Annotated in this window: 20 protein-coding genes and 2 tRNA genes; 4 read left to right on the top strand and 18 right to left on the bottom strand. The window is 49.9% G+C overall.

Annotation, left to right across the window (positions count from 1 at the left end; all coding sequences use genetic code 11):
• Position 1: 1 nt before the first annotated feature.
• The 6 genes from rpsL to HZB75_02480 form a co-directional block, all read right to left on the bottom strand.
• The gene (rpsL, locus tag HZB75_02505) at positions 2-415 is read right to left on the bottom strand and encodes a 30S ribosomal protein S12 (protein ID QQG50387.1); all 414 of its coding nucleotides are present in this window, start codon (positions 413-415) and stop codon (positions 2-4) included.
• Positions 416-673: 258 nt separating this feature from the next.
• Positions 674-925, bottom strand: a complete 252-nt coding sequence (locus HZB75_02500; protein QQG50386.1) for a hypothetical protein — start codon at positions 923-925, stop codon at positions 674-676.
• Positions 926-1,124: 199 nt separating this feature from the next.
• Positions 1,125-1,262, bottom strand: coding sequence for a hypothetical protein (locus HZB75_02495; protein ID QQG50385.1), 138 nt, complete (start codon positions 1,260-1,262; stop codon positions 1,125-1,127).
• Positions 1,263-1,772: 510 nt separating this feature from the next.
• Positions 1,773-5,603 carry a DNA-directed RNA polymerase subunit beta' gene (gene rpoC, locus HZB75_02490; protein ID QQG51351.1) on the bottom strand — a complete coding sequence of 1,277 codons (3,831 nt, stop codon included), beginning with the start codon at positions 5,601-5,603 and terminating at the stop codon, positions 1,773-1,775.
• Between the two features lies 1 nt (position 5,604).
• Complete coding sequence (locus HZB75_02485; GenBank protein QQG51350.1) at positions 5,605-8,961, bottom strand: DNA-directed RNA polymerase subunit beta; 3,357 nt, start codon at positions 8,959-8,961, stop codon at positions 5,605-5,607.
• Between the two features lie 180 nt (positions 8,962-9,141).
• A complete protein-coding gene (locus HZB75_02480; GenBank protein ID QQG51349.1) occupies positions 9,142-9,918 on the bottom strand; it encodes a helix-turn-helix domain-containing protein in 777 nt (258 codons plus the stop codon).
• Between the two features lie 65 nt (positions 9,919-9,983).
• Between HZB75_02480 and HZB75_02475 the strand changes: the two genes are divergently transcribed.
• A complete protein-coding gene (locus HZB75_02475) occupies positions 9,984-10,796 on the top strand; it encodes a hypothetical protein (GenBank protein QQG51348.1) in 813 nt (270 codons plus the stop codon).
• A gap of 5 nt (positions 10,797-10,801) precedes the next feature.
• Here the strand turns inward: HZB75_02475 and HZB75_02470 are convergent, their stop codons facing one another.
• From HZB75_02470 to HZB75_02435, 8 genes are all read right to left on the bottom strand, one after another.
• On the bottom strand, positions 10,802-11,404 hold the full coding sequence (locus HZB75_02470; protein ID QQG51347.1) for an ATP-dependent Clp protease proteolytic subunit: 603 nt from the start codon (positions 11,402-11,404) through the stop codon (positions 10,802-10,804).
• 145 nt (positions 11,405-11,549) lie between these two features.
• Positions 11,550-12,836, bottom strand: a complete 1,287-nt coding sequence (gene tig, locus HZB75_02465) for a trigger factor (protein QQG51346.1) — start codon at positions 12,834-12,836, stop codon at positions 11,550-11,552.
• Positions 12,837-12,966: 130 nt separating this feature from the next.
• Positions 12,967-13,386: a hypothetical protein gene (locus tag HZB75_02460; protein QQG51345.1), complete on the bottom strand. Its 420-nt coding sequence runs from the start codon at positions 13,384-13,386 to the stop codon at positions 12,967-12,969.
• 80 nt (positions 13,387-13,466) lie between these two features.
• The gene (locus HZB75_02455; protein ID QQG51344.1) at positions 13,467-14,858 is read right to left on the bottom strand and encodes a histidine--tRNA ligase; all 1,392 of its coding nucleotides are present in this window, start codon (positions 14,856-14,858) and stop codon (positions 13,467-13,469) included.
• Between the two features lie 154 nt (positions 14,859-15,012).
• Positions 15,013-15,579 (bottom strand): hypothetical protein, encoded by a 567-nt coding sequence (locus HZB75_02450; protein QQG51343.1) that lies wholly within the window; start codon positions 15,577-15,579, stop codon positions 15,013-15,015.
• A 27-nt stretch (positions 15,580-15,606) separates the two neighbouring features.
• Entirely contained in the window at positions 15,607-16,209 is a 603-nt protein-coding gene (locus HZB75_02445) for a TrmH family RNA methyltransferase (protein QQG51342.1), read from the bottom strand.
• A gap of 121 nt (positions 16,210-16,330) precedes the next feature.
• A tRNA-Leu gene (locus HZB75_02440) sits at positions 16,331-16,416 on the bottom strand.
• A gap of 42 nt (positions 16,417-16,458) precedes the next feature.
• Positions 16,459-18,087 carry an FAD-binding oxidoreductase gene (locus HZB75_02435; protein QQG51341.1) on the bottom strand — a complete coding sequence of 543 codons (1,629 nt, stop codon included), beginning with the start codon at positions 18,085-18,087 and terminating at the stop codon, positions 16,459-16,461.
• A gap of 126 nt (positions 18,088-18,213) precedes the next feature.
• Between HZB75_02435 and HZB75_02430 the strand changes: the two genes are divergently transcribed.
• The 3 genes from HZB75_02430 to HZB75_02420 all read left to right on the top strand — a co-directional run bounded on the left by HZB75_02430 (position 18,214) and on the right by HZB75_02420 (position 19,473).
• Positions 18,214-18,298 (top strand) — tRNA-Leu (locus HZB75_02430).
• 108 nt (positions 18,299-18,406) lie between these two features.
• Positions 18,407-18,739 (top strand): hypothetical protein, encoded by a 333-nt coding sequence (locus tag HZB75_02425; protein ID QQG51340.1) that lies wholly within the window; start codon positions 18,407-18,409, stop codon positions 18,737-18,739.
• Positions 18,739-19,473 (top strand): hypothetical protein, encoded by a 735-nt coding sequence (locus HZB75_02420; GenBank protein QQG51339.1) that lies wholly within the window; start codon positions 18,739-18,741, stop codon positions 19,471-19,473. The genes HZB75_02425 and HZB75_02420 overlap by 1 nt, the downstream gene beginning before the upstream one ends.
• 143 nt (positions 19,474-19,616) lie before the next feature.
• On the opposite strand, the gene rsmD is transcribed toward HZB75_02420, so the two are convergent.
• The 4 genes from rsmD to HZB75_02400 all read right to left on the bottom strand — a co-directional run bounded on the left by rsmD (position 19,617) and on the right by HZB75_02400 (position 24,881).
• Positions 19,617-20,159 carry a 16S rRNA (guanine(966)-N(2))-methyltransferase RsmD gene (gene rsmD / locus HZB75_02415; GenBank protein QQG51338.1) on the bottom strand — a complete coding sequence of 181 codons (543 nt, stop codon included), beginning with the start codon at positions 20,157-20,159 and terminating at the stop codon, positions 19,617-19,619.
• A complete protein-coding gene (locus HZB75_02410) occupies positions 20,159-20,971 on the bottom strand; it encodes a hypothetical protein (GenBank protein QQG51337.1) in 813 nt (270 codons plus the stop codon). The genes rsmD and HZB75_02410 overlap by 1 nt, the downstream gene beginning before the upstream one ends.
• A gap of 89 nt (positions 20,972-21,060) precedes the next feature.
• Positions 21,061-23,094: an ATP-dependent DNA helicase RecG gene (gene recG / locus HZB75_02405; protein ID QQG51336.1), complete on the bottom strand. Its 2,034-nt coding sequence runs from the start codon at positions 23,092-23,094 to the stop codon at positions 21,061-21,063.
• Positions 23,095-23,096: 2 nt separating this feature from the next.
• Positions 23,097-24,881 (bottom strand): phospho-sugar mutase, encoded by a 1,785-nt coding sequence (locus tag HZB75_02400; protein QQG51335.1) that lies wholly within the window; start codon positions 24,879-24,881, stop codon positions 23,097-23,099.
• Positions 24,882-24,891: the final 10 nt, after the last annotated feature.

The raw sequence follows: 24,891 nt of genomic DNA, 5'->3' as shown, positions 1-24,891 counted from the left end.
ACTACTTGTCCTCCTTCTTAGCACCGTACTTTGAACGGCCCTGTTTGCGCTTCGCAACACCCTGAAGGTCGAGCGCACCACGAACGATGTGGTAACGAACACCTGGAAGGTCTGGCACACGCCCACCGCGAACAAGCACAACAGCGTGTTCCTGTAGGTTGTGACCTTCACCGCCAATGTATGCCCATACTTCTTGGTTGTTAGTAAGACGAACACGAGCAACCTTACGGAGTGCTGAGTTAGGCTTTTTAGGTGTTTTAGTGGTGACCTTGATACAAACACCACGTTTAAGTGGGCCGTTTTGGTCGGCGTAGCGGGTTTTAAGCGCGTTGTGGATACGGCCGAGCGCAGGTGACTTTGACTTTTTCAGCGCAGTCTTGCGTGGCTTGCGTACCAATTGGTTAATCGTTGGCATGAAAACTCCTGTTATTCAAATATATAGGGTAAAGCTACCCTTTTTGTACGATTTGGATTCAGCATATCCGCGTCGTGTCATACTTTTTGGCGTCTACGAGGTGTGTACACATTCAATCACCAGGTAATCCAAAAAGAGGAAACTCACCTGCTAGTGTAACAGATGAGTCTTATAAGTTCAAGTGACAGACCCCGGCGGGAGCGCTCGGAGCGGAACGTCGAGGTTCCGTAAGCGCTTCCCTGCCGGGAGTCCCGTCGATCAGGCGGCGTACTTGTACGGGAGCTTGAGGTTGATGGTGCTGAGGAAGTTCTGCTTCGTGCCGTAGCCGGCGGGAAGCGTCACCGTTGCGTCGTCGCGAAGCTGACGCAGTGCGCGAACGACCTTGCCATCGCTCCAGCTCTTGCGGGCCTTCTCGCACTTGGCGAGCATGTCCTGGAGGAGCTCACGCTCCTCAGGGCTCAGTTCGATGAAGTCGAACGGGTTTTCCGTTGTGGTTGTGGATGCAGACATAGTACTCATCTCCGGGTTGTCGGCGGAACGTTGTTCATGTGCAGAGTATGCGTATGAACGTATCTTTCACTCTATACCCACATCATCTTTTTGTCAATAATACAAGAAAAGAGAAAAGCCCACCAAGAGGAGGCCAGAGGGTAAGAATGAGGGGGTCATTCTACCGAACTTTTCTCTCCCGTGGCGGGCGATTGTGTCTTCAGCGGCTGGCGGCCAGGAACTTCATGGCATCGCGCCACTCGGCGAGGGTGCAGTGCGGGTCGAAGATCATCTGATCGGCCTGCGACGAGGTACCGAACGGAACGGGACGCAGGGCGCGGCGGATGAGCTGGATCATGGAAATGTGTCCAATCGCTAGTACTGAAGGGTGCGTCCGTTTCTATTACAGACGGACGTTAGCGCAATATTAACACATAGAATAAATAATGTCAAGAGTGGGTTGTTCGATATGGGGCAATCCTGGACAGCCCCGGTCGCGAGACCAGAGGCTGCCCATCGTCAACTCGTCAGTAGTCGTAATCGGTGCGCGTACGCACGCAGTGACCAGGAACCTTCCGTGCAGATAAGCGAGGCGCTGCCGTAACGGTGACGGCCGCGACTCCGTACGAGATAGAGAAGTCCGTCCCCAGCAGCGGACATCCGCTGTAGCATGCCCGCGCATATGGATAGCTGTCCGCCGATGAGGCGAACGTGTATCCATTCGTCTGCCCCAGCTTGCACTGAGGCCTCTCGTCTGCAGTCATTACTTCCCCCTTGGGTCGAGTTGGACGCCTTTACTATACCACCTCCTTCGTACAATATAAAACACCCCACATTTCTGCAGGGTGTTTTATCGTTTTTAGGCAGTTTACTCTGCGAGTTGGATATCTTCGGCGATTTCGCTTTCGATGTCCTCTTCGTATTCGTTCGTCTCGGCGCCGGTTCCAACTGGAATCTTGCGTCCGATAATAACGTTTTCCTTTAGACCGTTAAGGCGATCTGCGCGTCCGCTTGTTGCGGCGTTGATCAGAACGCGGGTCGTGTCTTGGAATGATGCGGCTGATAGCCAGCTGTCGCTCCAGATAGACACCTTGGTAATACCAAGAAGGAGTTGCGTGTACTGCGCAGGTTCACGGCCTTCAGCAGCGGCAATAGCGTTTGCTTCAACGACAGCAGCCTTTGAAACAATATCACCCATAACGAACGCTGTATCACCTGGATCTTCAACCTGAACGCGGCTGAACATCTGGCGCACGATGATCTCGAGGTGCTTGTCGGCAACGTCTTGACCCTGTGCGGCGTAAATACGCAGAACTTCGTTAATAATGTATCGCTGTGCAGCTTCGGTACCCTTTAGGCGCATGAGGTCGTGAAGGTTGAGTGAACCAATCGTAAGACGGTCACCTGCTTCAACAGTGTCACCCGCACGAACAACAAGCTGGGTTGAGCCAGGGATTTCGTAGCGTACAGGGGCGCTTGCGTTTGCGGCAAGTACGAGCGTATCTTCGGCAACTTCTACGACACCATCGAATGGCGCAACAAGAGGCTTCGATTCGCTTTCACCAGTTGCAAGAACATCACCTACCTTGACATTGCTGCCAGCTTTTACAGTAACCGTGCGGCCTTCAAGCGCGATACGCTCAACATGACCAGCCTCTGGCGTTACCTGTACGGTGTACTTCTTGCCATCTTCCCAGACGTCGACAAGACCAGTAACTTCGGTCATGTGTGCCTGACCCTTAGGGCTTCGTGCTTCGAAGAGCTCTTCAACACGAGGAAGACCCTGGGTGATGTCTCCACCAGCTACACCACCGGCGTGGAAGGTACGAAGCGTTAGCTGTGTACCAGGCTCACCGACAGACTGTGCGGCGATAACACCAACAGGTTGCGCCTTAGCAACGAGACGGCCGGTTGCCATATCGATACCATAGCTCTTTTGTGGGATACCACGGAGGTTCTTGGTCGAAAGAACGCTTTGGATTTTAACACTCGTTACGCTTGAATCTGCTTCGATAGCGTCGGCGATCTCACGGGTAATGAGCTCGTCTTTGCCAACAAATCCAGGAACTTCTTCGGCGGTGTAACGTCCGTAAAGACGGTTGCCGAAGTCGATCATAGTAAGTGCAGATTCTGAACGGTCGATTGCAAAGCCTTCGTCGTCGTTTTCTTCGTCGGATACGGTGAACACATCTTGTGATACATCGACCAAACGGCGAGTTAGGTAACCAGAGTCAGCAGTCTTAAGCGCGGTGTCAATCAGACCCTTACGCGCACCACGGGTAGCCACGAATGACTCAAGTGATGAAAGACCCTGCTTGTAGCTAGAACGGATAGGAAGCTCAATCTCACGGTTCGCTGCGTCCACCATGATACCAACCATGGCGCTTGCAAGCTTAACGTTGCTAATATCACCACGCGCACCAGAGTTAACCATAACGCTAATGCTGGTGTCCATGTCCTTTAGCTTACTCTGCAAGAACTCGGTAACCTGACGGTCGATTGAACGCCATGAGGCAACAGTAAGATTGTAACGCTCGTCTTCGGTGATAAGACCTTGGTCGAACTGCTCAGAGATGAGCGCAGTCTTTGCGTCGCCTTCTGCTACGAATTCACTGATCTCGTCGAAGTGGAGGTAGTCGTCTTTACCTGTTGATACAGCGGCGATTGTTGCAAAGCGGAATGCAAGACCCTTCATGCGGTCAGCGGTCTTTGCTGTTTCTTCGGCACCGTAGGTGTTGAAGATCTTTGCAAGAACGCGCTTTAGCTGCTTCTTGTTCTGTACCGAGTTGTCGAATGGATAATCAGCTGGCAGAATTTCGTTGAAGAAAACGCGACCAAGTGTTGTTTCGCGGATTTTACCCTTTGCAAGAACACGAATTGGCGTTTGAAGCTGAAGCTTTTTAGCGTCGTAGGCCATTTCGGCTTCGTAGACAGAGCTGTAGGCTTTTACGTTTTCGGTCTGTGCGGCTGGCTTTTCGTAGGTTAGGTAGTAGTTACCAAGAACAACGTCCTGACCGATGTTAAGTACTGGCGCACCATCGGCTGGCTTCAAGAGGTTGTTAGTTGCGCTCATGAGTTCACGAGCTTCACGCTGAGCCTCTTTAGAAAGCGGAAGGTGGACAGCCATCTGGTCACCGTCGTAGTCGGCGTTAAATCCGTTGGCGACAAGTGGGTGCAGCTGAATCGCCTTACCTTCTACAAGTACTGGCTGGAAGGCCTGAATTGAAAGACGGTGGAGTGATGGTGCACGGTTCAAGAGAACGTACTTACCTTCGATAACTGCGTCAAGCGCGTCCCATACAAGCGTATCGCCAGCTTCGATCAAGCGAGTGGCACTACGGATGTTGTGAGCGTGCTCGCCACGGATCAACCAGCTAATAACGAATGGCTTGAACAGTTCGAGGGCCATCTGCTTAGGAAGACCACACTGGTGAATCTTAAGCTTAGGACCAACCACGATAACTGAACGACCAGAGTAGTCGACACGCTTACCAAGAAGGTTCTGGCGGAAACGACCCTGCTTACCCTTAAGCATATCGCTGATTGATTTAAGACGGCGACGGCCACCTGTTGCGTTAACGGCACGACCACCACGGGCTGCGCTGTTGTCGATCAATGCGTCAACAGCCTCTTGAAGCATGCGCATTTCGTTGCGGCGAATTACTTCTGGCGCATTGAGGTCGATAAGCTTTTTAAGACGGTTATTACGGTTGATAACGCGACGGTAGAGGTCGTTTAGGTCGCTTGTTGCAAAACGGCCACCAGTTAGCTGCACCATAGGGCGAAGATCCGGTGGAATCACAGGAAGTACCGTCCAGGTAAGGCTGCTTGGCTTAATACCAGCGGCGTGCATACCTTCTAGCACCTTAAGGCGCTTAAGAAGCTTCTTCTCACGCTGACCTTTGGCGCCGGCGACTTCTTCGCTAAGCTGGCCAATAAGCGTTGGGAGGTCGATTTCGTCGAGGAGCGCTTTCATAGCGGTTCCACCCATACCAACTTCAACCAATTCTTCGTATTCTTCTGGAAGGTTACGGTAGTCGGTTTCGTTGATAAGTGCACCCTTTACAAGACTTTCAAGCTGCGCTTTCTTAACAGTGTACATGTCGTTGAGTTCTTCAACTTCACGTGATTGTTGCTCGGCAAGTGCTTTTACGTCTGCACCGTCGGCTGAAGCTTCGCGTTCGTAGCGGATTTTAATCGCTGCGCGCCCTGCTTCGGTTTCGGCTTCTAGGTCGGCAAGCATTTGGTCGCGCTTTTCAGCATCGACATTCAGAACAACGTAAGTTGCAAAGTATGCAATGCGTTCGAGGTTACGAACCGTAATGCCAAGGAGCAAGCTCATAGCGCTAGGAGTGCCACGCATAAACCAGATGTGCGCTACAGGCGCAGCAAGCTGGATGTGTCCCATACGCTCACGTCGAACGATTGATTTAGTAACCAATTCGCCGTTCTTGTCGACAGCAGCTTCGCGTGAACGAACACCTTTTAGCTTGTTGTCATGAATGTTGACGTCTTTGGTTGGGCCGAAAATTCGCTCACAGAATAGTCCGTCGCGCTCTGGCTTTTGGGTACGGTAGTTAATCGTTTCAGGCTTGGTAACTTCACCGTAGCTCCACTTGAGGATATCCTCAGGGCTGGCAACTGCCAGACGAACTGCGTCAAAATCAGCGATACCGTTGTTGGCGATAACTCGACTCATCTTACGCCTCCTTCCTTTCTTCTAATTCATCAATATCTTGGATACTTATTCCATCTTCAAGGTCGCCAAGTTCGTCGGCTTCATCAAGAACAGTTTCTACATCGTCGTCATCGTCACCAAGGACAGATGCTGGAACGGTCTTTGCAGGGCCAGCGCTAGCAATCACTTGCTCGGCGTCGACTGCTGCATCTTCTGATTCATCAAGAAGATCAACGCGAAGACCAAGTCCCTGAAGCTCTTTCACGAGCACGTTGAATGACTCTGGAAGCTTAGGGCCAACAATAGGCTCGTCTTTAATGATAGACTCGTAGGCTTTTGCGCGTCCGTACACGTCGTCGGACTTGATTGTCAGCATTTCCTGAAGAGTTGTTGCGGCACCATATGCTTCAAGTGCCCAAACCTCCATCTCACCAAATCGCTGACCACCGTTTTGCGCCTTACCACCAAGTGGCTGCTGGGTAACCATAGTGTATGGGCCAGTCGAGCGGGCGTGAATCTTGTCACTTACCATGTGGTGAAGCTTAATGATATGCATAACACCAACGGTGGTACGCTCTTCAAATGGTTCACCGGTGCGGCCGTCGAATAGCTGGCTTTTACCGTCGCGGGCGTAGCCGGCTTTTTCAAGCTCGTCGCTGATTACTTCGTTTGGAACACCGTTAAATGGAGGTGTTGCAACCTTGTAGCCAAGTGCTCGTGCTGCCATACCAAGGTGTGTTTCAAATAGCTGACCAATGTTCATACGAGATGGCACACCGAGTGGGTTTAGTACCACATCAACAGGAGTACCGTCTTCCATGAAAGGCATGTCTTCTGGTGCAAGAATCTTTGCAACAACACCCTTGTTACCGTGACGACCAGCAAGCTTGTCACCAACGCTAATTTTGCGAAGTTGTGCAACGAAAATCTGGATTTGCATAAGCACACCAGCCTTAAGTTCATGGCCGTTCTCACGGCTAAAGATCTTAACGCCAACAACCTTACCACCACCAGCGTTGTTCATGCGCTGTGAAGTATCACGGACATCCTTGGCTTTTTCACCAAAGATAGCGCGAAGAAGACGTTCTTCAGAGCTGAGCTCTTGCTCACCCTTTGGCGTAATCTTACCAACAAGCACGTCACCAGCCTTAACCTCTGAACCAACTTGAACGATACCGTTTTCGTCGAGGTGACGAAGCGATTCTTCACTCACGTTTGGAATGTCGCGAGTAACGATCTCTGGACCCAGCTTGGTTTCACGAACTTCAACAGTGTAGTCCTTGATGTTGATGCTCGTTAGAGCGTCGTCTTGAACGATACGGTTCGAAAGTACGATCGCGTCGTCCATGTTGTAGCCACCCCAAGGCATGAAGGCAACCGTAAGGTCGCGGCCAAGTGCGATTTCACCGTCGGCAATAGAAGCACCTTCGATAAGAACGTCGCCAGCTTTTACCTTGTCACCACGCATAACGCGTGTTTTTTGGTTGATTGAACGGTCGTCGTTTGATTTAGCGAAGTGAATCAATTCGTAAATCTTTACACCGTCTTTGTATTTAACATGGATTTCATCGGCGTCTGCACGCACAACTTCACCATCGCCTTCAGCAAGAACCAATTGGCTGGTGTTTTTGGCAACTTCTGCCTCGATACCCGTACCAACCGTAGGTGCTTGTGGTGTCAAAAGAGGAACTGCTTGCTTCTGCATGTTCGTACCGGTCAATGATCGGTCAACACGGTTCTTCTCGATAAATGGAATGAGGCTGTCTGGTGGCCCAAGGATCTGCTTGTTAGCGGCGTCCATGTAGGTAACCTCGGAAACGTCAACCTGCTCAGGGTTGAGGTTGTTACGAGCACTTACACGCTCGGCAACAAATGAACCATCGGCGTTTAGCTTAGCACCGGCGTCGGCAATAACTTCGGTAAGTTCGTGCGCGGCGTCGAGGTACACGATTTCATCGGTAACTTTACCGTTTACTACCTTGCGGTAAGGAGTTTCGATAAAGCCGTACTCGTTAACGCGTGCGTAGGTTGCAAGGTTAAGAACAAGACCGATGTTCGCGCCTTCCGGCGTCTCAACGGAGCTGAGGCGGCCGTAGTGCGTTGGGTGGGCATCACGAACGTCAAAGCCTGCGCGCTCGCGTGAAAGTCCACCAGGACCCATAGAGCTGAGGCGGCGCTTGTGTGAAAGCTCTGAAAGTGGGTTAACCTCGTCCATAAGCTGCGAAAGCTGAGAACTGGCAAAGAACTCGCGAACAGCAGCCACGACTGGGCGGGCGTTAATAAGTTGACCAGGGGTAACAGCTTCGATGTCAGACATAGACATGCGATCCATAGCGTTACGTTGCATGCGGAGCATACCAACGCGGAACTGGCGGGCAACAAGTTCACCAACAAGCTTGACTCGGCGGTTTGAAAGCGCGTCGATGTCATCGGCAGCTTCTTGGGTGTTGTTAAGACGTACGATTTCGCGGATGATAGCGATAAGATCGCTCATCTGGAAAACGCGGTTTTCAGTAGTGTTTGGCACTTCAAGGCCAAGGCGCTGGTTAAGCTTGTAGCGTCCAACACGAGAGTAGTCAAAGCGCTTGAAATCAAAGAACATGCGCTCGATCATGCTGCGCGCGTTATCAACCGTCGCAAGATCGCCTGGTCGGAGGCGGCGGTAAACTTCGATCAATGCTTCGTTTGAACCACGAGCTGGATCTTTTTCGAGAGTGGCGTCGATGTATTTTACTTCACCAGTGTCAACATCAGCAAAAAGCGACTTAATTTCACTGGTTTTGTTGTGGCCAAGGGCACGGAGAAGTGTCGTTACAGGCAATTTGCGGCGACGGTCGATCTTTACGTAAATAGTACCGTTGCTTGCGGTCTCGAATTCGAGCCATGCACCACGGCCTGGAATAAGCTTTGCGCCGTAGTAGTTACGGGCAGCAGCTTTGTCGGCAGTAAAGAACACACCAGCAGAACGGATAAGCTGTGAAACAACAACACGCTCGGTACCGTTGATAACAAATGTTCCGCGGTCGGTCATCCATGGGTAGTCACCAAGGTAGATTTCTTGCTCTTTAACTTCGCCAGTTACCTTGTTTGTTAGCTCTACGGTCGCGTGAAGCGGCGCGTCGAACGTTAGGTTGTTTTCTTTGGCGTCTTGTTCACTCGTTTTAGGATCTTGGAATTCGTATCCTTTAAAACGCAATTCGAGTTTTTGACCGGTGTAATCCTCGATTGGGTTAAGTTCTGCAAATATTTCGCTCAAACCAGTCTCGACGAATTCACGCCAAGAATCTTTTTGGTGAGCGATGAGATTAGGTATCGGTAAAGCAGTGTCATCTTGGGTAAAGAAAACACGCTTAGCCGCATCAGGCTTGGTTTTTGCCACGCTTTTTGCTCCTCGCATAATTAAATTGTTTAGTGGTTAGATCGGCGCCGAAGATCCTACTTGTGATTGCTCGTCTGATGTTGCCACCTTCCAGAGAGCATAAATAACCACAACTACACTACTTCTTGATACGTATTGTGAGGCATGTTGTGCAAATCGTCAAGTATAAGCAGACGTTATTTATTCTATTTTTTCAGCAGACTGCCAATAAAGCTCGAAAATACTACGCATCGTTCGCGCAAACCCTTCGTTTACAATCTCTACGCCAACACGCTTTTCCCCGGTAAACTGATAAATTGCCACGGTGTTATTGTAAATAACCATAGGCGTCGCGACGGGAAGGCTTTCTTCTGGCACACGACGCGCCTCATAAAGCGCAAGAAACTCCTGGTTAGACGTGAAGTCCGGCAGTCTATTCGGCTCATTATAGATTTCACGAGTCCTATAGCCACGTTCCGCCGTTCGACATCTCATTTTTTCCGCCCAGTAATGATCCGCTACCATATCTTCGATCGTCGAGTTACCAAATACTAACAGGTCGCCCTTTGTTTGCAGTTCATGCCACTGCATTTGCCGTAACCCCTCGGGGCCCTCGTACGTTTGAATAGTAAATGGATTCTTAGGATCTTTAAAGTGTGAGCGAAGCGAAGGAATTATATCACTAAGGATATTCCGCTGATATCTCAGCTTTTCTTCTTGGACAACCAAACTAATCTCTAGCGCGTTCGGATCGTTCGCCACTAAAAATGTTCCTCGGTCATCTGTTCGACGCGACACAAGACCTCGTTTTTCAAGTTGTTCGATGAGTCGATAGACTTTAGTACGATTAACGCCCGTGGCTCGTGCAAGCTGCAGATGTGTGTTCGGCTTCTCAAGCAACTCAATATATAGTTTCGCCTCATCGTTTGAGATGTTAAGTTTTGCTAGCTGCTCTTGTAGACGTTGCTTGTTGTTCATTATGTTGAACAGTTTACCCTTCTTTGTAATAAAAGGCTACATTGTCTATTCACAAGGGAGATAGAATGAGCGAAAGTTGCAAACAACCCATTACAACAGACCAGGTGGATTGGAAATGGCAAAAGACCGAACTCGACCGCTACCGGTCGGGGAATTATCTAAGGCTTGCGCCCGAGGATATTTATGTCGGCAGCATTGCTATTGCCGCTCTCGCCGCTCATGCACGACACCAAGACCTCTTCGGCGCTTTGCCGCACGGAACACTAATCGCCGCAGGGGGAGTCCCCCGCGGTGCCGCTGTTATAGCACCGCTCATAAAAACGCCAGAACGAGGTGGATTTATTGATGTAAGCGACCGCGAAATAAGCACAACAGACCTAACCCGCGACACCATGAGTCGTCTTGCGCTCGGTGATCTTGGTATCTGGACGCCACACCAAAAAGACTACACTGCCGCTCACCCAGATTGGGATGGGTCGTTTCAACTCGCCGGCAGACTTGCCTCAGGGCATGTCCATACCGAGGACATGCGCGAACTCGCCAAGAATAGCCGCTACGCCATAGCCGTAGAGCACGGACCCGAGTCAGCGACCGAATCAAAAGACGAATACGAAGAGTTCATGCGCTTTATTTGCCGTGCGCTGCTACCAGGGGGCATCTTTTATATGGCGTACATGCGAGGCTCTCGGGGGTACGAAGTAGGCGGCGTTCCAAAACCAGCTATCCCTGTCGACGTCGACGGCGTAACCGACATTTTACATAACAACAATATGCATGTCCTTTTTAATGGCGGCACCGATCCATCAAATTCTATTCGTGAAGATGGCGATGAGCATACCTACAGCGGCCTTGGAGTCGCGGTTGCCGTAAAAAAGTAGTCTTTTTATTTCTGTACTTTTTCGATAACTTCGTCGATCAGACCATACTCGACAGCCTCTTTGGCGCTCATCCAAAAGTCGCGGTCAGCGTCTTTTTCGATCTTGGAGAGCTTCTGGCCAGTGTTTTTGGCCATTATCTCGTTGAGGTGCTTCTTTATAAAAATACTCTCGCGCAGTGTAATCTCTTGATCAGTTACCTTACCCTGCGTACCGCTAGAAGGCTGGTGAATCATGATACGGCTGTTTGGTAGTGCAAAGCGCTTACCCTTCGTGCCACTACTAAGGAGGAACGCACCCATGCTCGCCTGCAATCCAATGCCAATCGTCTGGACATCGGGGCTAATAAATTGAATAGTGTCGTAAATCGCCATGCCGTCGTATACGCTGCCGCCAGGGCTGTTTATATATAGCTTGATATCCTTTTTAGGATCATCGTAGGCAAGATGAAGCAGCTGCGCAACAACAATATTTGCCGTCTGCTCGTTGACATCCTCACCGAGAAAAATAATACGTTCGTTGAGAAGGCGGCTGTAGATGTCGAACGCACGCTCTCCATCGTGTGTTTTTTCGATAACCGTTGGTACAAGATAATTGCTTGGCTTGTTCATATTTTTAGTATACACAAAAACTAGCACTCAATACAATAGAGTGCTAGAAATTAATAAACAATAGTGTTGACTTAAATCACTCTCGATATTATTACAAAAAATAACAGCCCCTTTACGAGGCTGTTATTTTTATTGCCGATTAAACCTACTTGGTGTTGAGCTCTACAAGGCGATCAACCGTCTTCTCGGTAAGAAGGCGATTCGCGATATCGCGACGCGCCTCTGGCGTAGAGAACTGCTCTACCATACGAGGGTTGTTTGCGTATTGCTTTTTGTACAGTTCAACATGCTCATCGAGCTCTTTCTCGGTAGCCTGAATCTTTTCAACCTTACTTAGCTCTGCAAGAACTAGGCCAGCTTGGACGCGCTTTTCAGCTGCTTCTTTCACTTCGGTTTCAAGCCACTTTTCTTTGCTTTCGAAGCCTTTGTTATCGAGGTACTGATCGAGCGTCAAACCTTGGTACATAAGGTTTTGGGTCATATCACGCTCGATAGATTCGGCCTGATCTTTAGCAAGAACCTCTGGCACAGGCACCTTACTTACTTCAACAAGCTGCTTTACAAGATCATCTTTTAGCTTTTCGCCAGCTTCACGCTCTTTTTGCGCAGCAAGCTCGCGCTTGATATCGGCAGTTAGCTCTGCCACAGTCTTAAATGGGCCAGCCTTGGCAGCAAACTCATCGTTCACCTCTGGCATAACAACTTCTTTGATGCCCTTTAGGGTAGTCGTAAAGACCACTTTAGCGCCCTTAAGATCCGCAACGTGGTAGTCTTTAGGAAACTCCAACGGAAGGTCGAAGGTCTCGCCAATCTTTTTGCCGACAATCCCCTCTTCGAAGCCAGGAATAAATGATTTGCTTCCTAGCGTAAGGCTGTAATCAGTGCCAGTGCCACCATCAAAAGCAATGTCGTCTTTCTTGCCAACAAAATCAATAACAACTTCGTCACCGTCGCGGGCTGGGCGTTCTACTTCGACTTTTTCGGCAAAGCCAGCGCGCATACGCTCGATCACTTCGTCGACTTCTTTTGCAGTAACGGTCGCTTTTTTAGTAGTAGCCTTTAGTTTTTTGTAGTCACCAAGGGTCACTTTTGGTAGAATCTCTGCTTCGGCAGTAAACTCTAGTTCGCTTCCTGGAACATATTTTTTAATTTCAACAGCCGGGCGATCAAGCGCCTGAATGTTTTCGTTCATGTAGCTTTCGGCAACGGCTTTTGATAGCGCGTCTTCGAGTGTTTGCTGGCCAAGCATTTCAGGGTCGATATGCTTTACGGCGACGCTCGCAGGCACTTTGCCCTTGCGGAAGCCGGGCGCTTTTACTGTTTTAGCAAGTTTAGTAATAGCAACTTGTTCCGCTGCCTTTAGGTCGTCTTTGTCGAGACTGATAGTCAGCTCGACCTTTGTCTCTGATAGGTTTTTTACAGTGGTCTTCATACTCTGTCAGATTATAACAGATGTGAATGGAACTAAAAAGTCCGCACCAAGAGATGCGGAGATATATAATACTTGGGGTTACCCCCGCTGCTGCCAGCGGGGGACCCGACTTTCAGGTGATTGCGAGCCGTCAGACGACCTCGTCGTTGCGGTCGAAGGTGGCCATCGTGTACTTGGCGTTCTTGATGATGACCAGCTTGCGCCGGCCGCGTGCGAACGCCACGTTCTCGATGATGATGCGGTCAGGCGTCTCCTGCGCAGTGCGCAGCATGTCCACCGTGATCACACCTTCGAGCGCCAGCAACAGCGCCTGGAACCCGCCGACGCCGACGTAGTCGATCTTGCTCCCGTTGCCGTCGGCGATGTCGGCAGCGATGACCTTGTCGATGTCGCCCTTGATCGGGGCAGGCTTCACAGGCGCGATGCCCGGACCGCTGGGGCCCAGCGGAACCATCCATCGAGAACCGTTGACCCAGCCCGATGCGCCGAAGATCGTGAAGGTTTCACCCTCCACCGACCAGTTGACACCTGATACGATGCCATGGCCCATGCGCTTACTCCGTCCGTGAGTCGAGTGTGGCAGTTGCCACTTAAGAAATACTATATCATCCTATTGACTTTTTTCAATAGTTAATCAAAAAATTCATCGAGGTCGTCGAGGTGTGCACGACGGCGATCTTTTACACTACTTACGATTCGCTCGAAACTAAGTTTTTGCTCATCGCTAGATGCAGTATCCTTGAATGGATAGATTTCACTCTGAAGTTCGTCGTCGCCAACGAAAATAATAAATGGAATATCTTTTTTAACTGCCGTTTTTAGCTGCTTGTCGAGCTTGCGACCAGTAATATCGAGCTCTGCGTTAACACCTTCTGCACGTAAGTCGGCAGCAAGTTTTGAAGCACCTTTTAGAGCGTCACCTAACACAACTATATACACCTCTGTTGTAGAGGTAATCTTAGGAACAAGGTCGTGTACCTGCAAAAATAGTTCGGTCATAGTAAGACCTGGAGCCATACCAACGGCAGAGATAGGCTCGGCACCGAATAAACCAACGAGGCCATCGTAGCGACCACCACCAAATAATGACCGGTTGTTATCTTCGTGCGTGTCGAAGAACTCAAACACGGTGCCCGTATAGTAGTCGAGGCCGCGCATGAGGGTAATGTCAAAGATAGCGTTCTTAACACCAGCGTGCTCTAGCTGCGTAAAGAGTTCTTGCACCTCTTTTACGGCGCTACTTTCGCGAATAGATTCGGGCAGTTCCGCCATATTTTTAGCCGCTAACAGTGCCGAAATCTTTTTAAGGCCTTCCGGCGCCATTGCATCGCCAAAGATTTCAACTGCCTGATCACGAAAATCACCGTGTGCAATTTTGCTCTTTCGATCGAACAGCTTGATCATCAGCTGCGCCTGAACGGCATCGAGCCCTAGGTACTGCGCCATCATGTAGTCGATAACCTTGCGGTTATTCACCTTGATTTTAAACATGTCGTCGGTTGCGCCAAATGACTTTAGGAACTGTGAACCCATAGCAATAATTTCGGCCTCGGCAAGAACCGTATCGACACCAAAAATATCAACGTTCAGCTGCCAAAACTCTCGCTCGCGGCCACGCTGCGGGCGTTCGTAGCGCATAAAGTTTGCGATCGAGAACAACCTGGCGGGGTACGCCATTTCTTGGCGACGCGCAGCCACCATACGGCTAATACTAGGGGTCATTTCGGGGCGAATCGCCACCTGACGGTTGCCGCGATCCATAAACGTATAGGTTTGTTCACCGGCTAATTCCTGGCCAGACTTCGCCGCATAAACCTCTAGCGGCTCAAGGAGTGGTGCGCCGTATTCCTCGTACCCAAAACTTCGGGCTGTGCGTTTCCAGTTTGAGAAAATATAATTCTGGACGCGCTTATCGCTCGGGTAGTAATCTCGAGTGCCTTTGTAGGGTTGGGATGATAACGTACTCATAGGGGTTATTGTTGCATTTTTATCTTCAGATTGCAAGCTTATGCTCTTTTTCATGGGTTTTCCTCGTTAGGTTATTTTAGGGGCATAAAAAGCGCCGAAACGAGGTTCGGCGTCGTACTCTTTTTGCAATAAGAAATCTATCCGGCTCGTTTCGGCAACAAATGAGGTAGATGGATAGATTGAAGAATCATACGTGTAGTATATCAGCCTAGCTGGCCTCTGGCAAATCCGGCACGCGCAAGGGATACCTATGAATGTCCTTGGTGACAACACTGGGTTTCGACGCCTGAAGATGAATCCTTTCGTTCGGATCTGCTGCAAGCCGCGCGAACTCCTGGCTAACTTCGCGAACCCTTTGGGCGCTACGCGAAAGCCCCGACCGTGCAACCTCGAGGTAAAGCTGGTATGGTCCGACCGACGGTTCGAGCGATGGAATTTCATGAAGCGCGTTGGCCATCTGATTTAAAAGTGGCCGGTCGTGCGTCGGCACGTACAGTCGCCCCGATCCATCTTTGCCGCGCTGATAACTTAAGGGCCCGGCAAGATACAGCGCCCTATTGGCCAGTGGCCGCAGCTTCGCCTCGGTGCGCCGCATAGCGATGTCGTGCTGATGCCTATGAAACTCCCCCATGTCAACAATCCGATGAGCAGTTACGTAAAGAGCCGGATCGCCCGGCTCTTCCACAAGTTCATCTAATAGCTCCTTCGCCCGAGGTGACGGCGTAAGCTTTTCTCTGATACGGGTAACTGGCTGGATATTTACTCGCTCTTTCATGCCCTCATTATGCCTATGTTTAGTATTCTAAGCAAGCACGTGTTGCTGCATCCAGGCATACAGCACAATTCCCGATGCAACACCGACATTTACCGAGCGAGTGCTACCAAATTGCTCAATCATTACCATTTGCTCGGCTGCGTTTTGCATTTCCTTGCTGAGGCCAGGCCCTTCCCCACCAAAGACTAATACAGAATGTTTTGGCAGTACTGCTTGTGCAAGCGGAGTCGCACCCGAAAGATTATCGACTGCAATAATATGACGGTCGCCCATAGCCTGCATGAAATCATCAACCGTTGGGTGGTGGACAATATCGAGGTAGCGATCGGTGACCATTGCGCCGCGCCTGTTCCAGTGACGTCGCCCAATAATATGAACGGCCGCCACATTAAACGCATTGGCATTGCGCACGATCGTGCCAATATTCATGTCGTGTTGCCAGTTTTCAATAGCAATATGAAGATCTGAACGATGAGCGGCCAAATCAGCTTTAATCGCCTCTACTGTCCAGTAGCGGTATTTATCTTCGACATTACGCCGATCGCCACTTGCAAGAAGCTCTTTGTCGTATCGCGGATCGCTTGGCCATGGCTGTTCGTGGGGCCCAACGCCTACCTGAGGTTCATTCATATATACATCTTACCTGAAGTCGGCCTGATGTTGCCAATGTCGCGTGGGAGGTTTTCAGCCTTCGGTTTAAATCAATTTTCATAAGCCAAACAAAAACCGGCCAAAAGGCCGGACTTTGTTTTGGTACGCGAGAGAGGACTTGAACCTCCACGTCCCGAAGGACACTAGCACCTGAAGCTAGCGCGTCTACCATTCCGCCACTCGCGCGTGCTTTTGTTATAATACCCGCGCCTAGGCTGTTTTTCAAGGTTAACTATGTGGAACGTAGTCGGCGATCGACGCAATGTCGAAGTCTGATCGAAGCTGTGGAACAAGCTGGCGCACTTCGGCTTCTTGCTTGACGCCAGGGTTTAAAATGCCGTATGGGTCGAAAATACCCTTGATAGATTCAAACAACTCAATGATCTTCGGATCGAGTGCTTTGTAAGCAAACTTCGCTTTAAGACGCCCCTCGCCATCTTCGCCAATCATATGACCACCATGGTGATCAACGAGCGAGCCGTATTCGTCGAGAAGCTTAAATATCTTTTGCTTATCGCCCACCTTGTTCAAATGAAGTACCGGGCGAGCACACACAATACCATCGAGGGCGCGGTACTGCAACGGCAACGCGACATCCATTTTTTCAGCAAGCGCATGAACAGCAGCGCTAAAATCTTCGAATCGTTCGTTCGGAACAAACGCACCATCAACAATAGCTGGCGCCGAGGCATCTTTGGCGGCTGGCACATGCGAGAACGCCGTAACGCCGCGAACCGCCATAAGCTCGCTTACATCCTCGCCATCGGCAACCGCTACCGTTGCGTAGGCATTTAAAACTTTCTCGATCTTTTTAAGCTTTTTGTGGCGCGCACGTTCGTTGAAATCGTCGAACCCTACAACAACCACCGCGCTAGGCTCGGCTTCTAGGTCTTTATTAAAGCTATACGTACGCCCCTCGGCAGCAGCCATTTTAAACAGGTCGCCTTCGTAATATTCGAGGAAAGCCGGCTCAAGACGTCGCAGCTGATCAAGCGCATCGCGGGCCGCGTGGTCGTCATTAAACGCCGCAACCGCAATACCCGTGTGAATACTCATGAATTCACCCTTCATGATCATCTCGGATATAATACCGAGCGTCCCCTGACTGCCTGCAAAAAGAGGTGTAAGATCAAACGAACCATCCTTTTGCTTTACCCGAGCAACAGCCGCATATCCAACATTGTCACGAATTTCAGAGCCTAGATGCTCGTCTATGAGCTGTTTATTGTCCTCTATAAGATTGTCGAGATTACGGTAGATTTCGCCCTCGAATGTCCCCATGCCTTTGCGCTTGTTTAGTTCTTTTTTACTAATACGACCAGTTTGAAGAACATCACCTGTCGCAAGCACTACTTCTAGCTGATGTGTCCAATCGCCAACCGAACCGTACTTGCCCGACAAAGGTCCACTAGCATTGTTAGCGACAGCGCCACCGATAGTGCTATAGAGCGCCGAACTTGGAAGAGCGGGGATTCCGATACCTTGAAGCATAAGAGCTTCGTGAAGCGCACTTGCATTGACACCCGGCTGAACACGAACAAGTTTTTGTTTTGGATCGAGTTCAAAGATACGGTTCATGTGAGCAGGAAGAGAGATAATGATGCCTTTACCAATAGCACCACCGGTTTCATCGGCGCCATTACCACGAGCGGTAAGCGGAAGTGTGTGCCCTTTTTCGGCCAACTGCCACGCAAAACGAGCGACTTTACGAATATCATTTGTCGTGCGTGGGTAAATTACCATTTCAGGCATAACCTGAAGAACGCTACCGTCGCGGCTCATGGCTTTTAATATCGCAGGATTTGTTGTTACCTCACCCAGGATATGCTCTTGCAAATACGATGCAACCTTACTCATATTTTTTCCCTCTCACCCCTCGAAACTCATTTTCCTTTATGATACCACAAGCGGTATAATTTTACATGATTTTACGGCTTTATCTTATGACATTTATTTGGTATAGTGGGTAGGCACCAATATTTCGCGCGAGTGGTGGAATTGGTAGACACGCTAGCCTTAGGAGCTAGTGCCTTCGGGCGTGGAGGTTCAAGTCCTCTCTCGCGTACCATATAGAAAAGACAGATCGGCTGGTCTGTCTTTTCTATATGGTAGACCTCTATCTATTTACTCATCATAACCACTTTGCTACGCTAGTATACATAGGTAGGAGAGCTAGGTGGCACGGTTACCAGAGCCAGGAGCAGACGAAGGAACATGGGGGTCGGTTTTAAACGACTTTCTTCAGGTGTCCCTTGCCACCGACGGTACTGTCAAACCTGGCGCAGTCACACCCACGAGTATTGGCCTGGGCGATGTCGATAACACGAGCGACGTCGCCAAGCCGGTCTCGACCGCACAACAAACTGCACTCGATGCGCGTTTAGTTTGGATAGATGTCGTTGATCAAAACACCGCGCGCCCGGCTGGCGCCCAGCGTGCTTTGTGGATTGGTGGAACCGTTCAGCCTGTTAATATGGCCACGGGTGATATCTGGCTGAAAGAAGTGTAATGGCGATCATTCTTAACGGCACAAACCAAGGGGTAAACTGCGGACTCTCTAGCGCAATCCTTAGCGCCGCAGGGTCTGTGTTTATTTACTACGAGATCACCACCTCGCGCCTGACCGACGAAACCCACATTGGATTAGGCATGCGCCCCGACTCAACGCGAGCAGTCGAGACTGTAGGTATAGCGAGTGGCGAAGTATACCAGGTTTTAGTCCAAGGCGGCGGCACGCTTTCGTCGCAAGCTATCAGTAGTAATATAAAAAATTCGGTAATGCACAGAATATTCATAGCATGGTCACAAGAATCAGGGCGCCGATTCTGTTATATGGATGGAACGTTGCGGTCTGAGGCAGCTTTCGCCGTTCCCTCGCCCGACAACCCGCCAAGCGGCACAACAACCCTTGGCTATCGCTCGTGGACGGGCAGCGAACGCTGGCTTTTGGGTCAGTTGGCCAATGTTGCTGTATGGACAGGTAGTCATTTTGGAGATGCTACAGCCGAAAATACAGCCGCCACGTTACTAACAGCAGGCACGGCAGCTGTCGGCGATTACTCAGACTACGCCGCCTACTGGCCCCTTGACTACAATGCGCGAGACCTTGGGCCGAACAACCTTGACGGCACGCTGGTTGGTGCGCCAACTTTTACCGAGACCGAGCCACGCTGGTATAAAAGTGACGGAACACCCTTACGGCCTTTTCTAAAAACTAGCGGGGGACTAGCTGCTCTCGAGTAGTGACGGCCAATGCATTGCTATCCTGGAAGTATCGTGCTATAATCACAACATAACATGTCCTACGTTATGACTGCACCCCAAGAGAAATCTTGGGGCTGCTTTTTATATAGGACAAAAGGATAATAAAAAAGACCCTGACAGGTCTAACTTTCTCGGCGGTAGAGGGTGAGAAATGCGTTTCCATAACTACGATTGTCCACCACAACAACTCCTGGTTTGGTCGGTTCCTCACCCCTACCTGGGTGTGATAATACCATAAGACCCCCTACTTTTAATAGACCAAAAAGTTTCGAAACTGTGGAAAACTGCGGGTCGTGGTATGGCGGATCGGCAAAAATTATATCAAACTCATCTGCACCCGACGTATCAACCCAATTGCTTACCGTTGTCCGCACAATAGACGTCTGATTTTCGGCTCCAAGCGAGGTAATATTTTTTGCCAAGATTTTTTGAGCGATGCGATCTTTCTCAATAAAAACCGCCGCGCTAGCACCACGGCTTATTGCCTCTAGGCCGATTGCGCCAGTACCGGCGAATGCATCGAGCACCCGAGCGTTCTTGATCTCGCTTCCGATACTGTTAAAGATTGCATTACGAATGCGCTCACTCATAGGGTGAGTGCGCGAGTTATCTGGTGCTTCAATTTTGCGGCCGCCGTATGTTCCACTAATAATCCGGACATTCATTATTTTTTTGTCGCCTCGTACACCGCGCTAAACCAAGCAAGTGTTACCGCCTTTACTATCGTAGGCACCAAAACATCTTTGGTTTCACGCGCCAGTTGTCGTGTCCAGCCGGCCTTTGTAAACTCCTTGTACATACCCATCTCGGCAACCTGGTGGAGCATATCAAAGAATACAGGCTCGAACCCTTCGGTTTTTACGCGTTTGTAATCGGCATCGGTCGGTGCAGAGTCCTCTAAGCGTAGCGGTGCAATTGCGGTAGCTATCCCCAGTTCGAATGAAAGATGTGTCGTCATAACACCTTTTGCGCCCCAGAATTCCCAGTTATTACGTAGCTGGTGACGACGGTTTTTACCTGGCAAAAGTAGTTTGTCTTTTGTTGTAATGCGCGTCTCTAGGCCCTCACCGCCACGAAGCTCTTCTAGTTTTTCTTCCAGCGGGTAGTGATGAGCCGGCGTGAGGCCATCGACAATCGCATGCGCAAGCCAAGCAGCCTCAAACGCCGCACGCTCAACATTTTTATCTTTTAATGCAGTGCCCATGTTGTGAATATGGTCGTTGATCATGTCTACGATCGCACGGTCACTAGCGTCTTGCGGGTCTATATAATGCCACGGTTCGTCGCGGGCCGGACTTTTACGTTTTATGCCGTCAGGGCCGTTTAAGCCTTCGAAGTGAAGAATTTGATGTCTCGTAGGAAATGCCATGCGTTTTGGAAGACGTGACTGAATATGTCGGAATGCGACCCGGTCAATCTTTTGGTGCACGCCCATCATGCGCCCCGATTTTGTTCGAAATGTGGTTCCAGAATACATAAACGGCTTCGCCTTGAGACAAACCTATCGGTTTTTCTCATCTCGCGGTGCCACGGAATAAATCCGAAGGCTCCGGTTGCTCTTTTCCCTTAATTTAATGTGGTTAACCGCTGATATTGTTCTACTTGCGCGGCCAGTTGCTTATATTGTAGCAGATCATCGCCACTTTGCACGAACGCTTTAGCGGCTCGCTGCGCACGGGCAATAAGCTTCGTATCCGACAGCGTCGCAATCTGAAGATTAAGCGCCCCATGCTGCGCCCTTCCGTAGATCTCCCCTGGCCCCCTAAGCTTTAGATCGACCTCCGCTAGATAAAATCCATCGTTCGACTTTTCTACCTCTTTTAAGCGTTGGCTTGGCTTGCTACTATCCGATGTCACCAGATAACAATAGCTTTGATGCGACGATCTTCCTACGCGCCCGCGAAGCTGATGAAGCTGACTTAACCCAAAACGATCAGCATCTTCTATAATCATTGCCGTGGCATTTGGAACATCGACACCCACTTCTACAACCGTAGTGCTTACCAGGATATCGAGTTCACCGCTAGCAAATTTCGTCATGACAGCATCTTTTTCGTCTGGCTTCATTTTGCCATGAAGCAAACCAATCTTGCGATGTTTAAAAACAGAGTTTTGTAGCCGCACATATTCGGCATTCACGCTTTTTACCTCGTTATCTGGGTTTTCGTCAATCAAATTACAAATAACGTATGCCTGACGCCCCGAGGCGATTTCTTTATCGACAAGCTCATACAGCTGCGGGCGGCTGTTTGGCGACCAAATCTTTGTTTTAATAGGCTTTCGCCCTTTCGGCAGTTCATTTAGAATACTTACCTCCAACTCGCCGTAAACGGTGAGCGCAAGACTGCGCGGAATCGGGGTTGCTGTCATGGCAAGCAGATGCGGCATGTGCTTTGATTTACCAAGAAGCTCTTGACGCTGCTTTACGCCAAAACGGTGCTGTTCATCGATAACGACAAACCCAAGCTTATGAAAATGAACCGTACTTTGAATAAGTGCATGCGTACCCACAACCACATGAACACTTCCATTTGCAATTTGCTCGTATAACGTTTTACGTGCCGCGCCCTTTACGCTTCCTGTTAACAACCCGACCGTGACACCAAATGGCTCTAAAAGCTTACTAAGCGTTTCGGCATGCTGACTTGCCAGAATTTCAGTAGGCGCCATAAGAGCCGTCTGAAATCCAGCATGCGCGCTTGCACGGGCGGCCAGACCAGCAACGACTGTTTTGCCCGATCCAACGTCTCCTTGTAGTAACCTGTTCATCGGCGTTTTTCGTTCAAAATCTTGAATAATATCCCAGGCAGCTCTGCGCTGCGCCGCGGTAAGCTCGAATGGAAGTTGCTTTACAAAATCACCAACCACCGCCTGATCGAACGGAATGTGCCAACCTACCAATTTTGCATTCTCTTGCTTGTTGAGCTGACTTGCCAGCAACAGCTGAAACAGCTCCTCAAACGCTAAGCGCTCGCGGCCAGCAGCTACGTCGTCTGCCGACTTTGGAAAATGCATGCCTAGCACAGCGTCCGCGCGCGAAATGAGCTTTTCACCAGATAGTATCTGCTTTGGTAATGTCTCGGGCAGCATTGTAATTAATGGCCGTAACTCGGCAAGGATTTTTCGAACAAGCTGGCTTTTCAATCCCTTAATTGCGCGATAAACGGGTAGGAAACGGTCCGTTTGCACCGGCATTTCAGAAACTTTTTCAACGCTCGGATTAGTAAGCTGGTATTTATTGTAGTTAAACTCGAACTCACCCGAAAAAAAGAACTCGTCACCCGACTTTGCAAGTTGCGTTGCTCGGTACGGCTGATTAAACCACACAGCCTGCAACTTGCCACTGTCATCTAGCAGTGTCGCCTTGGTGATACGAAGCCCGCGCCGAACTGGGCGCGTTTCAATCTTTTCGCAGCGCGCTTTTATCGTGGCCTTGCCTGGGTGAACATCGGCAATCGCCACAACTTCCGAAAAGTCCTCGTGTTTTCGCGGAAGAAAATCGATAAGATCCCCAACCGTGCGTATCCCCGCCAGCGCAAACTGTTCGCCGGTTTTAGCACCGACGCCTTTTACTTTTTCTAGCGGGGACAAAAGATTCATTTTTAACCTAAAAGACGTCCTTCAAGTAGCTGCGCGAGCGTTTTAAGATGGGACTCAATCTGCTGCTTCTGCTCAAGAATAGCGTTCCTCTCGCCAGCAACCGCAGGCTCAAACCATTGGATATAGAACTTTAGCTTTGGCTCAGTGCCACTTGGTCGAATCGTTATGCGACGGCGGTAATCGTTATCGAACTCCAACACAATCACATTGCCTTTTTTGCAATCGATAGGAGTGACTTTGCCCGTTGCGATATCGCGCCGTTCAAGCGATTGATAATCGTGAAGCGCCGTTACGACATGATCACCAAGCTCCGAAAATGGATTTGCCCGCAACTCGCGCATAACCGTTTGCATTCTTTCAAAGCCGCTTGCACCATCGAAGTAAGAGTTCTCGAGACGCTCCACAAACAGCCCGTGCTGACCGTACAATTCGATCAAACGATCATAAAGTGTTTTACCTTGCGTTTTTAGTTCGGCAGCATACTCGGCCATAGGTAGTGCACCCGTGGCGCCGTCTTTATCTCTTGCGTACGTTCCCTTTAATAACCCGAAGCTCTCTTCACTACCCGTCACAAACACCTCGCCAGTACCTTCTTTTTGCAGGATAAGTTCACCGATATACTTGAAGCCAATGAGCATGTTCGTGTACATGTTCACTCCATAGTAGTCGCTGAGAGCCGTCAGCATATCCGTCGTGACTATTGTTTTCGCAAGGTAGTGCTTTGATGTCAGCTCTCCCTTTTCTTTTAGTTTTCGGAGCGCAAAGTCCGCCGCCAACACAGCCGACTGGTTGCCGCTAAGATATACAACTCCGTCGCCTTCACGAACCATAACGCCAATACGGTCAGCATCTGGATCGTTCGTAATCGCAATATCAGCCTTTTCAGCCAAGAGCTGCGCTACCGCCCGATCGTTTGCCGACTCATCCTCTGGATTTGGCTTACCGTTATCGATTGTAGGAAAATTGCCATCGGGAATCATTTGGTCTTCGACAACCGAAATCGAGGCAAAGCCAGCAGCACGTAATACCGGCAATACATTTGTTTGACCAGCTCCGTGAAGCGGCGAGTAAACAATGTCCACATTACGCTCTTTACCTTCAGCCTCGGCAGCAGCTGCAGCAATATATGCATCATCCACATCTTTGCCAATAATAACTATGCGTCCCTCAGCAACCGCTTGGTTAAAGTCGGCTGCATGGATCTCGGTAATTTCTTCGGCGACTTTTAGTACACCCACATCGTGTGGCGCTACTAACTGTCCGCCGTCAGACCAACAAACCTTAAAGCCATTGTCTTGTGGAGGATTATGGCTGGCGCTAATAACTATTCCGGCTGCGGCACCGAGGTGGCGCACTGCAAAGCTCAGTTCGGGGGTTGCCCTGAAGTTGTCAAACAGATATGTCTTGAAGCCGTTTGCCGCGCATACTTGTGCCGTAAAACGACTTAATTCGGGCGAGCTAAGACGGGTATCGCAGGCAATAACAATTCCTTTTTCAGGAGCTTTAGGGTCGTGCGAGCTCGCATATAAACAAAGCGCTTGGGCAGATTCGCCGATCGTCACGCGGTTGATTCTATTCGAGCCTATTCCCGTATGGCCGCGACGGCCGGCCGTACCAAATTCGATTACTTTGAAGAATGCGTCTTCTAGATCCTGCCACTTTTCGGCTTCGATCATCTCGACAAGTTCGTCGCGATATTCTGCATATTTTGATTCGTTAAGCCACGCGGTGATGTTTGATACAGCATCTGGTGAAAGATGCTCCTGTAAAGCATTGTGATAAGACATATGCCCTCCT

It is taken from the genome of Candidatus Saccharibacteria bacterium (genome assembly GCA_016432585.1).
Classification (GTDB): Bacteria; Patescibacteriota; Saccharimonadia; order Saccharimonadales; family Saccharimonadaceae.
Note: the sequence above shows the minus strand (reverse complement) of the source record. Positions and strands in the feature narration are given on the sequence as shown.

Bases quoted from the DNA above. Each gene is read 5' to 3' on its own strand.
- rpsL (QQG50387.1), bottom strand. From the start codon at position 415: ATGCCAACGATTAACCAATTGGTACGCAAGCCACGCAAGACTGCGCTG.
- HZB75_02500 (QQG50386.1), bottom strand. From the start codon at position 925: ATGTCTGCATCCACAACCACAACGGAAAACCCGTTCGACTTCATCGAA.
- HZB75_02495 (QQG50385.1), bottom strand. From the start codon at position 1,262: ATGATCCAGCTCATCCGCCGCGCCCTGCGTCCCGTTCCGTTCGGTACC.
- rpoC (QQG51351.1), bottom strand. From the start codon at position 5,603: ATGAGTCGAGTTATCGCCAACAACGGTATCGCTGATTTTGACGCAGTT.
- HZB75_02480 (QQG51349.1), bottom strand. From the start codon at position 9,918: ATGAACAACAAGCAACGTCTACAAGAGCAGCTAGCAAAACTTAACATC.
- HZB75_02475 (QQG51348.1), top strand. From the start codon at position 9,984: ATGAGCGAAAGTTGCAAACAACCCATTACAACAGACCAGGTGGATTGG.
- HZB75_02470 (QQG51347.1), bottom strand. From the start codon at position 11,404: ATGAACAAGCCAAGCAATTATCTTGTACCAACGGTTATCGAAAAAACA.
- tig (QQG51346.1), bottom strand. From the start codon at position 12,836: ATGAAGACCACTGTAAAAAACCTATCAGAGACAAAGGTCGAGCTGACT.
- HZB75_02460 (QQG51345.1), bottom strand. From the start codon at position 13,386: ATGGGCCATGGCATCGTATCAGGTGTCAACTGGTCGGTGGAGGGTGAA.
- HZB75_02455 (QQG51344.1), bottom strand. From the start codon at position 14,858: ATGAAAAAGAGCATAAGCTTGCAATCTGAAGATAAAAATGCAACAATA.
- HZB75_02450 (QQG51343.1), bottom strand. From the start codon at position 15,579: ATGAAAGAGCGAGTAAATATCCAGCCAGTTACCCGTATCAGAGAAAAG.
- HZB75_02445 (QQG51342.1), bottom strand. From the start codon at position 16,209: ATGAATGAACCTCAGGTAGGCGTTGGGCCCCACGAACAGCCATGGCCA.
- HZB75_02435 (QQG51341.1), bottom strand. From the start codon at position 18,087: ATGAGTAAGGTTGCATCGTATTTGCAAGAGCATATCCTGGGTGAGGTA.
- HZB75_02420 (QQG51339.1), top strand. From the start codon at position 18,739: ATGGCGATCATTCTTAACGGCACAAACCAAGGGGTAAACTGCGGACTC.
- rsmD (QQG51338.1), bottom strand. From the start codon at position 20,159: ATGAATGTCCGGATTATTAGTGGAACATACGGCGGCCGCAAAATTGAA.
- HZB75_02410 (QQG51337.1), bottom strand. From the start codon at position 20,971: ATGTATTCTGGAACCACATTTCGAACAAAATCGGGGCGCATGATGGGC.
- recG (QQG51336.1), bottom strand. From the start codon at position 23,094: ATGAATCTTTTGTCCCCGCTAGAAAAAGTAAAAGGCGTCGGTGCTAAA.
- HZB75_02400 (QQG51335.1), bottom strand. From the start codon at position 24,881: ATGTCTTATCACAATGCTTTACAGGAGCATCTTTCACCAGATGCTGTA.